This is a genomic window from Streptomyces sp. NPDC048278 (genome assembly GCF_040652195.1).
Lineage (GTDB): Bacteria > Actinomycetota > Actinomycetes > Streptomycetales > Streptomycetaceae > Streptomyces.
Genome location: NZ_JBEZLP010000001.1, coordinates 463,965 through 477,659, shown reverse-complemented (window position 1 = coordinate 477,659; position 13,695 = coordinate 463,965). Strand labels below are relative to the sequence as shown.

General features: G+C 73.0%; 12 protein-coding genes. 8 read left to right on the top strand and 4 right to left on the bottom strand.

The window, feature by feature from the left end; translation table 11 throughout:
• The first annotated feature begins 24 nt into the window (after positions 1-24).
• The 8 genes from AB0D74_RS02180 (at position 25) to AB0D74_RS02145 (ending at position 8,474) form a co-directional block, all read left to right on the top strand.
• Positions 25-834, top strand: a complete 810-nt coding sequence (locus AB0D74_RS02180; protein ID WP_362579383.1) for a FadR/GntR family transcriptional regulator — start codon at positions 25-27, stop codon at positions 832-834.
• Positions 831-1,976, top strand: a complete 1,146-nt coding sequence (dgoD, locus tag AB0D74_RS02175) for a galactonate dehydratase (protein ID WP_362579381.1) — start codon at positions 831-833, stop codon at positions 1,974-1,976. Before AB0D74_RS02180 ends, dgoD begins: the two co-directional genes overlap by 4 nt.
• Positions 1,977-1,978: 2 nt before the next feature.
• Complete coding sequence (locus tag AB0D74_RS02170) at positions 1,979-2,809, top strand: hypothetical protein (RefSeq protein ID WP_362579378.1); 831 nt, start codon at positions 1,979-1,981, stop codon at positions 2,807-2,809.
• A gap of 129 nt (positions 2,810-2,938) precedes the next feature.
• Entirely contained in the window at positions 2,939-3,574 is a 636-nt protein-coding gene (locus tag AB0D74_RS02165) for a bifunctional 4-hydroxy-2-oxoglutarate aldolase/2-dehydro-3-deoxy-phosphogluconate aldolase (protein ID WP_362579375.1), read from the top strand.
• Positions 3,571-4,545 (top strand): sugar kinase, encoded by a 975-nt coding sequence (locus tag AB0D74_RS02160; RefSeq protein WP_362579373.1) that lies wholly within the window; start codon positions 3,571-3,573, stop codon positions 4,543-4,545. Before AB0D74_RS02165 ends, AB0D74_RS02160 begins: the two co-directional genes overlap by 4 nt.
• Before the next feature lie 194 nt (positions 4,546-4,739).
• Complete coding sequence (locus AB0D74_RS02155; protein WP_362579371.1) at positions 4,740-6,557, top strand: ABC transporter ATP-binding protein; 1,818 nt, start codon at positions 4,740-4,742, stop codon at positions 6,555-6,557.
• A 187-nt stretch (positions 6,558-6,744) separates the two neighbouring features.
• A complete protein-coding gene (locus AB0D74_RS02150) occupies positions 6,745-7,413 on the top strand; it encodes an NUDIX domain-containing protein (RefSeq protein WP_362579368.1) in 669 nt (222 codons plus the stop codon).
• A 74-nt stretch (positions 7,414-7,487) separates the two neighbouring features.
• Positions 7,488-8,474 carry an aldo/keto reductase gene (locus tag AB0D74_RS02145; RefSeq protein ID WP_362579365.1) on the top strand — a complete coding sequence of 329 codons (987 nt, stop codon included), beginning with the start codon at positions 7,488-7,490 and terminating at the stop codon, positions 8,472-8,474.
• Here AB0D74_RS02145 and AB0D74_RS02140 read toward each other — a convergent pair.
• From AB0D74_RS02140 to AB0D74_RS02125, 4 genes are read right to left on the bottom strand one after another with little or no spacing between them, the layout of a single operon-like run.
• Positions 8,468-10,477 (bottom strand): beta-galactosidase, encoded by a 2,010-nt coding sequence (locus tag AB0D74_RS02140; RefSeq protein WP_362579362.1) that lies wholly within the window; start codon positions 10,475-10,477, stop codon positions 8,468-8,470. The genes AB0D74_RS02145 and AB0D74_RS02140 overlap by 7 nt on opposite strands.
• Positions 10,474-11,796, bottom strand: a complete 1,323-nt coding sequence (locus AB0D74_RS02135) for a glycoside hydrolase family 36 protein (protein ID WP_362579359.1) — start codon at positions 11,794-11,796, stop codon at positions 10,474-10,476. Before AB0D74_RS02135 ends, AB0D74_RS02140 begins: the two co-directional genes overlap by 4 nt.
• 26 nt (positions 11,797-11,822) lie before the next feature.
• Complete coding sequence (locus tag AB0D74_RS02130) at positions 11,823-12,713, bottom strand: carbohydrate ABC transporter permease (protein ID WP_362579356.1); 891 nt, start codon at positions 12,711-12,713, stop codon at positions 11,823-11,825.
• Positions 12,710-13,690, bottom strand: a complete 981-nt coding sequence (locus AB0D74_RS02125; protein WP_362579352.1) for a sugar ABC transporter permease — start codon at positions 13,688-13,690, stop codon at positions 12,710-12,712. Before AB0D74_RS02125 ends, AB0D74_RS02130 begins: the two co-directional genes overlap by 4 nt.
• Between the last annotated feature and the right edge of the window lie 5 nt (positions 13,691-13,695).

Here is a 13,695-nt window from a genome sequence, read left to right as displayed (position 1 = left end):
CTATGGAAAGAAAGGCTGTACGACATGACGCCCTACGCCCGCCGCGGTGTGCACGGCCAGACCGTGGAGGCCCTGGCGCGCCGCATCCTGGGCGGCGAGATCCCGGAAGGCGCCACGCTCGACCTGGTGGCGCTGCAGAGCGAACTCGACGTCAGCCTCACCGCCCTGCGCGAGTCCCTCAAGGTGCTCGCCGCCAAGGGCATGGTCGACGCCCGCCAGAAACGCGGCACCTTCGTGCGGGCCCGCGCGGACTGGAACCTGCTCGACGCCGACGTGCTGCGCTGGCAGTTCGAGGGCGGCCCCACGACCGGCGCGGAACGGTCTCTGCTGCGCAACCTCGCCGAGGTCCGCGCCATCATCGAACCGGCCGCGGTCCGGCTCGCCGCCGAGCGCCGCACCGAGGCCGACCTGCTGCTCCTCGAGACGGCCGTGGAGGCGATGGGACGGGAGGAGACCGACCCGGGGCACGCCGTCGACGCGGACCTCGCCTTCCACCGGGCCCTGCTCGCCGCCACCCACAACGAACTGCTCGAACGCATGGAGATGGTGATCGAGTCGGGACTCGCCCACCGCGACCGCATCGTGCACAGCTCCCCGCACAGCGAGGACCCGGTTCCCGCCCACCGCGCCGTCCTGGACGCCGTACGCGACCGCGACCCACAGGCGGCCGAGACGGCCATGCGGGCCCTGCTCGACCAGGCGGGCCGCGACCTGGCCCGGCTCGACGGACCGGAGGACGGGACCGGTTCCGGCGACGCGACCGGGACCGGCGACGCGATCGGTTCCGGCGACGCGATCGGGACCGACGACAGGGAAGGCAGCGGCGGCCGGTGAAGATCGAGCGGATAGAGACCTTCCTCGTCCCGCCGCGCTGGCTGTTCTGCCGCGTCGAGACCGACGACGGAGTGGTCGGCTGGGGCGAACCCGTCGTCGAGGGGCGTGCCGAGGTCGTCCGCGCGGCCGTCGACGTCCTCGCCGAGTACCTGGTGGGGCAGGACCCGCTGCGCATCCAGGACCACTGGCAGGTGCTCACCAAGGGCGGCTTCTACCGGGGCGGTCCGGTCCTGTCGAGCGCCGTCGCGGGTCTCGACCAGGCCCTGTGGGACATCGCGGGCAAGACGTACGGTGCCCCCGTGCACGCCCTGCTGGGCGGCCCGGTGCGCGACCGGGTGCGGGTCTACGCCTGGGTCGGCGGCGACGAACCCGCCCAGCTGACCGAGCAGATCGCCGCCCAGGTCGCGGCGGGCTTCACCGCGGTGAAGATGAACGGCGCCGGGGCCACCTCGCCCCTGGCGACGGCCGCGGAGACGGCGGCCGTGGTCGCCCGGGTGAGCGCGGCCCGCGACGCCCTCGGCCCCGACCGCGACGTCGCCGTCGACTTCCACGGCCGCTTCACCGCCGCCAGCGCCCGCCGCGTCCTCGCCGAACTCGCCCCGCTGCACCCGCTGTTCGTGGAGGAACCCGTCGTCCCCGAGCAGGGCCACCTGCTGCCCGGCCTGGTCACCTCCAGCCCGGTGCCGCTGGCCACCGGCGAACGCCTGTACTCGCGCGCCGAGTTCCTGCCCGTCCTCGCCGCCGGCATCGCGGTCGCCCAGCCCGACCTCTCGCACGCCGGCGGCATCTCCGAGGTGCACCGCATCGCCTCGCTCGCCGAGACCTACGGCGCCCAGCTCGCCCCGCACTGCCCGCTCGGCCCCATCGCCCTCGCCGCCAGCCTCCAGGTCGCCTTCGCCACCCCGAACTTCCTCATCCAGGAGCAGAGCCGCGGCATCCACTACAACAAGGAAGCCGACCTTCTCTCCTACCTCCTCGACACCGAACCCTTCCGCTTCGTGGACGGGCACGCGCACCGCGGTGACGCCCCCGGGCTCGGCATCACCCTCGACGAGGCGGCCGTCCGCGCGGCCGACCGCTCCGGGCACCGGTGGCGCAACCCGGTGTGGCGGCACGCCGACGGCTCCTTCGCGGAGTGGTGACCGTGCCACCGCCCCTCGACGTCGTCACCGACCCCGCGCACGGCGGCCGTTGGACCTCGCTGCGGCACGGCGACCGCGAATGGCTGTGGCGGCGGGAGAGCCCCGAACGTGCCGGCGTCGCACCGGGCGACGCGTTCGTGGACGCCGGGGGAGTGGAGGAGTGCGTCCCGACCGTGCGCGGCACCCCCGACCACGGGGACGCGTGGTCCCGGCCCTGGACACGGGAAGGGGACGGTGACGGCGCCGGGGAGACGGTTCGCTGCGACCGCTTCGTCCTGACCCGCACGGTGTGCGCCACGGACGACGGTGCGGAGGCCGCCTACGTGCTGGCGGCCGAGCCCGGTTTCCGCTTCCTCTGGGCCGCCCACGCACTGCTGGACCTCTCCGAGGAGGCCGTCGTCCGGGCCCGGGAGAGGGCGCCCACCCGGCTGTTCCCGGAGGCGGCGCCCCTGCTGGACCGTCCCTGGCCGGACGGCGCCCCGTGGCTGGCGGGTGCCTGGCCGGCCCCCCGGGGGCTGCGGCTCGACCGGTTCGGGCCGGACGACGGCACGGCGGTCGGGGCCGTGGTGGAGGGCGGGCGGTGCTGTGTGCACGACGGCGCGGACCGGCTCGCCCTCGCCGTCGAGGCGGAGGGGCAGCCGTGTTCCGTCGCCCTGTGGCGCAACCTCGGCGGCTTCCCCGCCGGCCGGCCGTACCGCAGCACGGGCGTCGAACCGATGCTCGGCCGCGTCTTCGACCTCGCCGACGCCGGCCCGGACGACGCCGCCCGCGTCCCCGCCTCGGGCGAGGTCCGCTGGCGGCTCACCGCGACGGCCGACTGCCGCTGCCCCTGAGCCCCCTGGCCCCGGGCCTGGAGCCTGGCGCCTGACGCCCTGAGCCCCCGAGACACCCAGCCCGAGACACCCAGCCCCAGATCCCTAGCCCGAGACCCCTGGCCCGAGACCCCTGGAAGGAGCCCGCTCGTGGATCTGCGAGCCGCCCTCGCCGCCCGTCGCCTGCTCGCCATCGTGCGCGGCGGCGACCCGGACGCCGCCCTGCGCACCGTGCTGACCCTGGCCGAGGAGGGCATCGAACTGATCGAGGTGTCGCTCAGCGGCACGGAAGCCCTCACCGTCCTCACCCGGGCCCGCAAGGAACTCGGCCCCGACCGCCCGCTGGGCGCCGGCACGGTGCTGACCGCCGCCGACGCGCACGCCGCCCACCGCGCGGGCGCCACGTTCGCCGTCACCCCCGGCCTCGGTGCCGGTGCCGACACCGCGCGGCAGCTCGGCATGCCGGTCCTGGCGGGCGTGCTGACCCCCACCGACGTGATCGCCGCGCAGGCCCGGGGGGCCGCCGCACTGAAGCTCTTCCCGGCCGCCGAGGCGGGGGGAGCGGCGTATCTGAAGGCGCTGCGCGGGCCGTTCCCCGACGCGGCGTTCGTCCCGGTCGGCGGCGTCGACGTGCCGGCCGCGCGGGCCTACCTGGCCGCCGGGGCCACCGCGGTCGGCGTCGGCTCCCCCCTTGTCGGGGACGCGGCGGACGGCGGCAGTCTCGGCGCCCTGCGCGACCGGGCCCGCGCGTTCCGGGCCGTCGTACGGGAGGAGGGACCCGCGTGACGGCTGCCTGGCGTCCGGCCCCGGGACCGGTCGTCTGCCTCGGCGAGACCATGGCCGCCCTCGCCCCCGACCCGCCCCGGCCGCTGGCGGACGCCGATCGGCTGCGGCTGTCCGTCGCGGGGGCCGAGTCGAACGTGGCCATGTACCTCGCGGACCACGGCGTCCCGGTCCACTGGCTCTCGGCCGTCGGCGACGACCCGCTGGGCCGCCGGGTGCGCGCCGCGGTCGCCGCCGCCGGGGTCGACGTGACACATGTGCGCACCGACCCGCACCGGCCCACCGGCCTTCTCCTCAAGAACCCGGGCCCGGCCGGCACCCGCGTCCACTACTACCGGGCCGGCTCGGCGGCCTCGGCCCTCGGCCCCGGCCTGCTCGACGGCGAACCGCTCGGCTCGGCCGCCCTGCTGCACCTCACCGGCATCACCCCCGCCCTCTCCGCGTCCTGCCGCGCCCTGGTGACCCGGGCCCTCGACCGGCCCGCCGCCGACCGGCCGTACGCCGTCAGCTTCGACGTCAACCACCGCGCCGCGCTGTGGCCGGACGGCACCGCGCCGACGGTGCTGCGCGCCCTGGCCGACCGTGCCGACATCGTCTTCGTGGGCCTCGACGAGGCCCAGGCGCTGTGGGGCGGCGACCTGACCGTCCCCGGGCTGCGGGACCTGCTGCCCGGCCCGCGGATCCTCGTCGTCAAGGACGGCGCCCGCACCGCGACCGCCGTGACCGCGCACGGCACGTGGACGGTGCCCGCGCTGCGGACGGCCGTGGTGGAACCGGTCGGCGCGGGCGACGCCTTCGCGGCGGGCTTCCTGGCCGGGCTGCTGCGTGCGGAGCCGCTGTCCCGCGCCCTCCGGCTGGGCCACCTCACCGCCGTCTCCGCGCTCGGCGTGACGGGGGATCACGGCCCCCTGCCCGAGGCGGCGGACATCGCCCGGCTGCTCGAACTCCCGGACCGGGACTGGCTGCGGCCATGACACCGGGCACCTCGGGTCGGCAGGCTCCCCTCCGGTCGAGAGCATGTTCGCTCCGTAGTCGCCGACCAAAAAACACGTGGACCGCACGACCGTCGTCGCGGGACACTTCCCTTTCCTGACCTGCCGATTCCAGGCCGCCGCGGACCAAGCGACGGCCGACTCGGCATGCCGCGCGACGACTACACAGGGTTGAGATGACATCCTCTGTCGATTTACCTGCGACGGGACCGCGCAAGGGCGCCGTACTGCTCGCCCTTCGCTACTACGGACGGGAGCTGGCCCGGCTCAAGTGGCTCACGCTGCCCGGGATGCTGCTGCCGGCGCTCGGCAACATCGGAATCAACTACCTGGCCCCGCTGGTCGTGGCCAAGCTGATCGGCCGGATCGCCGACGGCCACGGCCTGGGCCTCGGCGCCACACTGCCGTACGTCCTCGGCTTCGCCGGTGTCCTGCTGCTGGCGGAGACGTTCTGGCGGATCGGTCTGCACTGCCTGAACCGTCTGGACGCCCTCGGCATCGAGCACCTGTACATCATCGGCATGGACGAACTGTTCGCGAAGGACGCCGCGTTCTTCCACGACAACTTCGCGGGCTCCCTCACCAAGCGGGTGCTGAGCTTCGCCACCCGCTTCGAGGAGTTCGGCGACACGCTGACCTTCAACATCGTCGGCAGCTTCGTGCCGCTGGCGTTCGGTTCGGTGGTGCTGTGGCGCTACGAGCCGCTGCTCGTCGTCGCGCTGCTCGCGATGATCGCGGTGACGGCGGTGTGCGTGTTCCCGCTGATCCGCCGCCGCCAGCGGCTCGTCGACCGGCGTGAGGAGGCGATCGCCCGGGTGTCCGGGCACGTCGCCGACAGCCTGATGAACATGGACACCGTCCGGGCGTTCGCCGCCGAGCGGCGGGAGGCCGCCGAACACCGGTCGCGGGTCGCCGAGTCGAGGCGGCGCACCCTGCGCTCCTGGGACTACGGCAACCTGCGCATCGACACCCTCGTCGCGCCGCTGTCCGTGGCGACCAACGCGGTGGGCCTGCTGCTCGCGGTGGCCCTGGCGGGCGGCGGACACAGCGTGGAGGCGGTCGTGGTCGCCTTCACCTACTACACCAACGCCACCCGGATCATGTTCGAGTTCAACCAGATCTACCGGCGTATGGAGAGTTCCATGACGGAGGCGGCCCAGTTCACCGAACTGCTCCTCGAACCGCCGACCGTCGTCGATCCCCCGGCCCCGGAGCCGCTCGCGCCGCGGGCCGCCGGCGTCCGCTTCGAGAAGGTCTCCTTCACCCACGCGGGCGCCAAACCGCTGTTCGAGGGGCTGGAGCTGGACGTGCCCAGCGGGTCGAAGTTCGGCTTCGTCGGCCGGTCGGGCGGCGGCAAGACCACGCTGACCCGGCTGCTGCTGCGGATGACCGACATCGACGGCGGCCGGATCACGATCGGCGGCCAGGACATCAGCCGGCTGCGCCAGGCCGACCTGCGCGGCCAGATCGCCTACGTCCCGCAGGACCCGGCGATGTTCCACCGCACCCTGCGGGACAACATCGCCTTCGCCCGGCCGGACGCCACCGACGCCGAGATCCGGCTGGCGGCCGAGGCCGCGCACGTGACGGAGTTCGCCGACGCGCTGCCGGACGGGTTCGACACGATGGTGGGAGAGCGCGGCGTCAAGCTCTCCGGCGGCCAGCGCCAGCGGGTCGCCCTGGCCCGGGCGATCCTCAGGGACGCCCCGATCCTGCTCCTGGACGAGGCGACCAGCGCGCTGGACTCCGAGAGTGAGATCCTCGTCCAGGAGGCGCTGTGGCGGCTCATGGAGGGGCGCACGGCACTGGTGGTGGCGCACCGGCTGAGCACGGTCGCCTCCATGGACCGGCTGGTGGTCCTCGACCGCGGACGGATCGTCGAGCAGGGCACGCACCACGAACTGCTCGCCGCGGAGGGCGCCTACGCCAAGCTGTGGCAGCACCAGTCGGGCGGGTTCCTGGACGAGGGGCCGCGGCCTGCCGAAGTGCACTAGGCGCTGCGCCGGCGGGGGCCGGGGGCGTGTTGTCGGTCGGGTGCGGCGCCGTCGTGGCTGGTCGCGCCCACGCGGCGGAGCCGCATGTCGATACAGCCCCGCGCCCCTTACGGGGCGCTGTCGCGGGCGGTGGTAGACAGGTGAGCATGAGACACCTGAACGCCACCGCCCGTCCCGGCGGTCTGTGATGACCGCCGGGATCGACACCCCCGACCGCCGGGGCCGTACCGGTCTCGACCGGACCGGGCTGGAGCTGACCGGGAATCCGCGGGTGAAGGTCCGGGAGGTGAGGCTCCTGTCCAGTCACTGGTATGTCGAGCGGGCCACCACCTTCGACCTCCAGCACGCCGACGGCACCTGGCACACCGAGGAGCGCGAGACCCACGACCGGGGCAACGGGGCCACGCTGCTCCTGTACGACGCCGAGCGGGAGACCGTCCTGCTCACGCGCCAGTTCCGGTTCCCGGTGTACGTCAACGGCCACCCCGACGGGATGCTGGTCGAGACCCCGGCCGGCCTGCTGGACGACGAGGCCGAGCACCCGGAGCACGCGGTGCGCCGCGAGGTCGTCGAGGAGACCGGCCACACCGTCGGCGAGGTCGAGCACGTCTTCGACGTCTACATGAGCCCGGGCTCGGTCACCGAGCGGATCTCCTTCTACGCGGCCTCCTACGGCCCCTCGACCCGCACCCACGAGGGCGGCGGCCTGGACGAGGAGGGCGAGGACATCGAGATCCTCGAACTCCCCTTCCGGCGCGCCCTGGAGATGATCCGGACCGGCGAGATCGCCGACGCCAAGACGATCATGCTGCTGCAGTGGGCGGCCCTGGACGGACCGTTCGCCCGACGCCCTTGACTTCGGGTGCACTTCAAGCCGGAGACTCACCACCGCGCACCCGGACCCCCGGGTGCGCGGACGGAGGAGACGGCATGAAGTACCGCACCATCGGCACCGACCCGGGCACCCGCCGCGAGGTGAGCGTCCTCGCGCTCGGCGCCATGCTGTTCGGGTCCCGCACCGACGAGCAGACCTCCTTCGCCGTCCTCGACCGCTATGTCGAGGCCGGCGGGAACTTCGTCGACACGTCGGACAACTACGCCTTCTGGGAGGACGGGAGCCAGGGCGGCCAGAGCGAGGAACTGCTCGGCCGCTGGCGGCGCAGCCGCGGGACAGGGGCCGAGGTCGTCATCGCCACCAAGCTCGGCGCCCGCCCGCTCGCCCCCGGCACGAGCTACACCGACAACCCCGAGGGGCTGTCCGCGAAGGTGATCCGGGAGTCGGCCGAGCGCAGCCGCGAACGCCTCGGCGTCGAGCGGCTCGACCTGCTCTACGCCCACATAGAGGACCCCGCCGTCCCGCTCCGCGAGACCGCCGAGGGGTTCGCCGCGCTCGTCGCGGAGGGCACCGTCGGCCTGCTCGGCGCCAGCAACCACGCCGTCTGGCGGCTGGAACGCGCCCGCGCCCTGGCCGCCGCGGCCGGCCTGCCCGGCTACGAGGTGCTCCAGTACCAGCACAGCTACCTGCGCCCGCGCACCGACATCCCCGACGACCTTTTCCCGGACGGCAGCCTCGGCTCCGCCGACGCCCAGCTGCGCAGCTACCTGCGCGCCGAGCCCGGCCTCACCCTGGTCGCCTACTCACCGCTGCTCAAGGGCGCCTACAGCCGGCCCGGCAAGCGGCTGCCCGCCGACTACGACCACCCCGGCACCCCGTCCCGCCTCGCCGCGCTGGACGAGGTGGTCCGGGAGACCGGGGCGACCCGCAACCAGGTGGTGCTGGCCTGGCTGCTGGGCGGGCCGCTGCCGGTCGTCCCGCTGGCCGGGGTGTCGTCCGTGGCCCAGCTGGAGGAGAACCTCGCCGCCGTGGACCTGGAGCTCACGCCCGGCCAGCGCGCCCGCCTGGACGCGGCTCACTGACCGCGAGGCTCCCGTACGACGGCGACCTCGCCCGGCGCCACGGTGACCGTGCCGTCGGCCGGCTTGCCGGACAGCAGCTCCACCGACCCCGCCGCGACCGGCACTTCGGCGCCCTCGCCGGTGTGGTCGATCACGAACACGTAGTCCGCGTCCGCACCGCGCCGCACGGCGACCTCCACACCGGCCGGGGCGGTGCGGCCCGCGGCCACGCCCGCCTCGGCGCGGATCCGGCCGAGCAGCCCCGCCAGGGTGTCCGCGTCCGGCAGCGTCGCCACGTACCACGCGGCGCCCGCACCGTAGCCGTGCCGGGTCACCGCAGGCACACCGGCGAGCGGGCCGTCGGCGAACGACGTCACTTCCGCCGCGCCCGCGAGCCGCACCCGCTCGGACCAGAGCGAGCCCGTGCCGCCCTCGCTCAGCGCCACCCGCTCCTCGGGCAGCAGCGGGAACAGCTCGTCCGTGGACACGCCGAGCAGCTCCCGGAAGGCGCCCGGGTAACCGCCCAGCCGCACATGGCAGTTCTCGTCCACCGCACCGCTGTGGAAGCCGACGGCGAGGGTGCCGCCGGCCTCCGCGAAGGCGGTGAGGTTCGCGGTGCCCGTGTCGTCCACCAGGTAGAGACTCGGGGCGAGCACCACCTTGTACGCCGACAGGTCGGCGTCCGGGCGGACGAAGTCCACCGCCACGCCGGCCCGCCACAGCGGCTCGTACCAGGCGCGGACGACGTCCAGGTAGCGCAGCTTCTCGCTCGGCTGCGAGGGCAGCTCCACGGCCCAGCGGGCGTCCCAGTCCCAGACGACGGCCACCTCGGCCGTGCCGGTGCTGCCGCGCACCTCGGCGAGTGCCTGGAGATCGGCACCGAGCCGGACCACGTCCCGCCAGATCCGGCTGTCGGTCCCGGCGTGCGGCAGCATCGCCGAGTGCCACTGCTCGGCGCCCGCCTTCGCCGCCCGCCACTGGAAGTAGCAGATGCCGTCGGCGCCGTGCGCCACGTGCGCGAGCGCGTTGCGGCGCAACTCACCCGCGGTCTTGGCCCGGTTGACGGGCTGCCAGTTGACCGCGCCCGTCGAGTGCTCCATCAGCAGCCACGGACCGCCGGCCAGCGACCGCATCACGTCGCCGCTCAGCGCGATGTCGATCTGCGACTCCGGGTCGGCGGACATCAGGTAGTGGTCGTTGGCCACCACGTCCAGCTCCGGGGCCCAGCGCCAGTAGTCGAGGGCGTCGAAGTTGTACATCACCATGAAGTTGGTGGTGGCGGGGATCGCCGGGGCCGCCTCCCGCAGGACGTCCCGCTCCGCCTTGTACAGCGAGAGCAGTTCGTCCGAGCAGAACCGCCGCCAGTCCAGCTGGTGGGTCGGGTTGGGCACGGCGCCGGTCGCGCGGGGCGGCAGGATCTCGTCCCAGTCGTAGTACCACTGGCTCCAGAAGGCGGTGCCCCAGGCGTGGTTGAGGGCGGCCAGGTCGCCGGCGTACTTCGCGCGCAGCCAGCGGCGGAAGGACTCCGCGCTGGCGTCGCAGTAGCAGGCCGCGTTGTGGCAGCCGTACTCGTTGTGGACGTGCCACATCTTCACGGCCGGATGGCTCGCGTACCGGTCGGCGAGCGCGCCCGCGATGCGCAGCGCGGCCTCGCGGTAGGCGGGGCTGCTCGGGCAGAACGTCTGGCGGCTGCCGTACGACAGGGTGCGGCCGTCGTGGTCCACCGGGAGTGCCTCGGGGTGGGCGCGGAAGAACCAGGCCGGCGGGGCGGCCGTGGGGGTGGCGAGGTCGGCGGCGATGCCGTTCTCGTGCAGCAGGCCGAGGATCCGGTCCATGCGCGAGAAGTCGTAGACACCCTCGGCGGGTTCCATGAGCGCCCAGGAGAAGATGCCGACGCTGACCATGTTCACGCCCGCCTCGCGCATCAGGCGGACGTCCTCGTCCCACACCTCCTCGGGCCACTGCTCGGGGTTGTAGTCGCCGCCGTAGGCGATGCCGGGGACGGAGAGGGTGCGGTCGTTCATCGGTTGGCTCCGTTGGCTCCGGTGAGAAGGCGGCGGGTCGTCTCCACGCCCCACGGGTCGAGCGAGAGCAGCCGGTCGCTGGAGGCGACCAGGCCGCCGACGGCCTCCACGTGCGCCGCCCAGCGGGCACGGGTCTCCACGGCGGGGCGGGCCATCAGGCAGTCGGGGTCGTTGACCCAGAGGCGGCCGTGCTGCCACTGGCGGCCGACGCCGGTGAACTCGGCCGGGTCCTGGCCCGGTTGGCTGAAGTCGTCGGCCTCGGGGCGGCGGTGCGGAGCCGTGTCCGGGCTGACCCGCATGGCGTCGAACAGGCCGATGGAGGGCAGGAGCGGCGCGCCGCAGCCCAGCAGGTAGGCGTCCGCGCCGATCGCCTCCCGGATCAGGCCGATGCCGAGCCGGTAGGCGGTGAGCGCGTCGGCGCCCGAGTGCCGTACGCCGTCCAGGGCGCCCGCGTAGAGGAAGTCGGTCTTGAAGTAGTCGTAGCCCTCGGCGCGCAGCGTCGCGAAGACGTCGGTGAGGTAGGCCGCGGCGGCCGGGTGGGTGGTGTCCAGGACGTACAGCACGTGGCCCCAGTTGCGGCCCGCGCGCAGCGGGCTGCCGTCGGGGTCGCGGACCAGCCAGTCCGGATACGTCTCGGCGAGGTCGCTCGCCGGGTCGACCAGGAAGGGCGCCGTCCAGATGCCGGCCCGGCGGCCACGCCCGCGGATGGCGTCCGCGATGCCCCGCCGGGAGCGGAAGCGGCCGGAGAGGTTCAGCCAGTCGCCGAGCGCGCTCTGGTAGCCGTCGTCGATCTGCACCACGTCGATCGGCAGGTCGAGGGTGTCCATCGCCCGCAGGTTCTCGTGGATGTCGTCCTCGGTGACGGCCGTGAAGTACTCGTACCAGGAGCACCAGACGGTGGGCGCCGGGCGGGGCGCCGGCACGGCCAGGGCGCCGGCCCAGTCGGCCAGCACGGACTGGATGTCCGTGCCGGTCCACTCCTTGACCGGGCCGTCGGCCTCGACCTCGGCGACCCCGGCCGCGACGGTCAGCCGGACCGAGGGAACCTCGTGCAGCGGGTCGGCCGCGGCCCAGAGCCGGACCGGGGAGCCGTCGCCCGGGTCGAGCGCCAGCAGGCCCTCGCCCTGGAAGGCCCCGGCGGGGACGGCGCGGCCGGGGCGGTAGCAGACGGTCGCCCAGTTGGCGTTCGTCGGGCGGTACGGGGCCGAGCCGAGGGCGTAGGAGCCGCTCGGCGACCAGGACTGCCAGCCCTCCTCGTGGACACGGGCGGTGCGCGTGTCCACGGGCACGGAGGCGACCGGGGTGAACGGGTTGTGCACGAGGTTCTCTTTCGGACGGGGCCGGATCAGCCCTTGGCGGAGCCCAGGGTCAGACCGCTGACGAACTGCTTCTGCAGCGCGAAGTAGACGAGCAGCGTCGGGATCGCGGTGAGCAGGGAACCGGCGGCGACCAGGTTCGGGTCGGTGAAGTACTGGCCGGAGAGGTTGTTCAGCGCCGATGTGATCGGCATGTTCTCACCGGTCGAGATCAGCACCAGGGCCCAGAAGAAGTCGTTGTAGATCCAGATCGACAACAGGGTCGCCAGGGCCGCCATCGCGGGCTTGCACAGCGGCAGGGTGATCTGCCAGTACAGCCGCCACACCGACGCGCCGTCCACCAGCGCGGCCTCGGTCAGCTCGTGCGGCAGCGAACGCATGTAGTTCGCCAGCACGAAGGCGCAGAACCCGGACTGGAACGCCACGTGGATCAGCACCAGGCCGAGCGCCGAGTCGTACAGCTTGCCGCTGGCGGTGATGCCCGGCAGGTTCGTCAGCAGGTACATCCGGTACAGCGGGGTGATGATGACCTGCTGCGGCAGCAGGTTGCCGGCCGTGAAGACCAGCAGCAGGAACAGGTTGACCCGGAAGTCGAAACGGGCGACGTAGAACGCGACCATCGACGACAGGAACAGCGTGAGCAGCACGGCCGGGACCGCGATGACCAGCGTGTTCATGAAGTAGTGGGTCATGTCCGACTGCTCGAACGCGTTCTTGAAGTTGTCGAAGTTCAGCGTGTGCGGCCAGGACACGTAGCCGCGGTTGCTGGTCTCGCTGTACGGGCGCAGCGCCGAGAAGATCGCCCACAGCAGCGGGGCGAGCCACGCCAGGGCCGTCAGGGCCAGGAACGTGTGCAGCAGGACGCGGGCCGGGCGGATCGGGTTGCGCTGCTTGGGCAGCGCGTTGCTCACGGTGCTCATGCGCGGCGCTCCTTCCGGAAGGTCGCGATCAGGTAGGGAATGATCACGATCAGGGAGATGAACAGCAGCACCACCGCGATCGCCGAGCCGTAACCGATGCGGCTGGACTCGCCGATGATGTTGTTGGTCACCAGGATGGAGAGCAACTCGGTGCCCTGGGCGCCCTTGTTGAAGACGAAGACCAGGTCGAAGGCGCGCAGCGCCTCGATGATGGTCACGACCAGGACGATGGTGTTGGTCGGCCGCAGCGTCGGGAAGATGACGTTCTTGAACGTCTGCCACTCGTTGGCGCCGTCGAGGGCCGAGGCCTCCCGCAGCGACGGGTCGACGCTCTTCAGGCCGGCCAGGTACAGGATCATCATGTAGCCGGTGTGCCGCCAGGACGCGGCGACCAGGACCGCCCACAGGTTGAGGTTCGGGTCACCGATCCAGTCGATGTAGTGGCCCGGCTTGTTGGCGCCGATGATGCTGTTGATCAGGCCCGTGTCCGGGTTGTAGATCAGCTGCCAGACGAACCCGATGCAGGCCAGGGAGATGACGACCGGGAGGAAGAACGCCGTCTGGTAGACCCGGCTGAACCGGATCTTCTTGTCCAGCTGCACGGCCAGGAACAGGCCGAACGGCGTCGGGATCAGGATGAGCACCACGAACCAGATGACGTTGTGCTCGACGGCCGGCCAGAACTGCGGGTTGTCGGTGAAGAGTTGGTGGAAGTTGTCGAACCCGACCCACTTGATGGAGTCGAAGCCGATGCCGTCCCAGGAGGTGAAGGCCAGGAGGATCGAGGCCAGGGCGGTCACCCAGACCAGGAGGACATGGAGGATCGTCGGCACGCCCGCCATGAAGGCGAGCGTGATCCGGTCGCGGCGGGTCAGCAGGCGCTTGTGCCCCTGCTGGACCCGCTTGTTCTTGGACGCGCGCCCAGGAGGCGGCACGGCGGCCGCCTCCTGGGACTTCGTGGGGGTGTCAGTCGTCATTCAGG

Bases quoted from the DNA above. Each gene is read 5' to 3' on its own strand.
- AB0D74_RS02130 (WP_362579356.1), bottom strand. From the start codon at position 12,713: ATGAGCACCGTGAGCAACGCGCTGCCCAAGCAGCGCAACCCGATCCGC.
- AB0D74_RS02180 (WP_362579383.1), top strand. From the start codon at position 25: ATGACGCCCTACGCCCGCCGCGGTGTGCACGGCCAGACCGTGGAGGCC.
- AB0D74_RS02150 (WP_362579368.1), top strand. From the start codon at position 6,745: ATGACCGCCGGGATCGACACCCCCGACCGCCGGGGCCGTACCGGTCTC.
- AB0D74_RS02145 (WP_362579365.1), top strand. From the start codon at position 7,488: ATGAAGTACCGCACCATCGGCACCGACCCGGGCACCCGCCGCGAGGTG.
- AB0D74_RS02125 (WP_362579352.1), bottom strand. From the start codon at position 13,690: ATGACGACTGACACCCCCACGAAGTCCCAGGAGGCGGCCGCCGTGCCG.
- AB0D74_RS02155 (WP_362579371.1), top strand. From the start codon at position 4,740: ATGACATCCTCTGTCGATTTACCTGCGACGGGACCGCGCAAGGGCGCC.
- AB0D74_RS02140 (WP_362579362.1), bottom strand. From the start codon at position 10,477: ATGAACGACCGCACCCTCTCCGTCCCCGGCATCGCCTACGGCGGCGAC.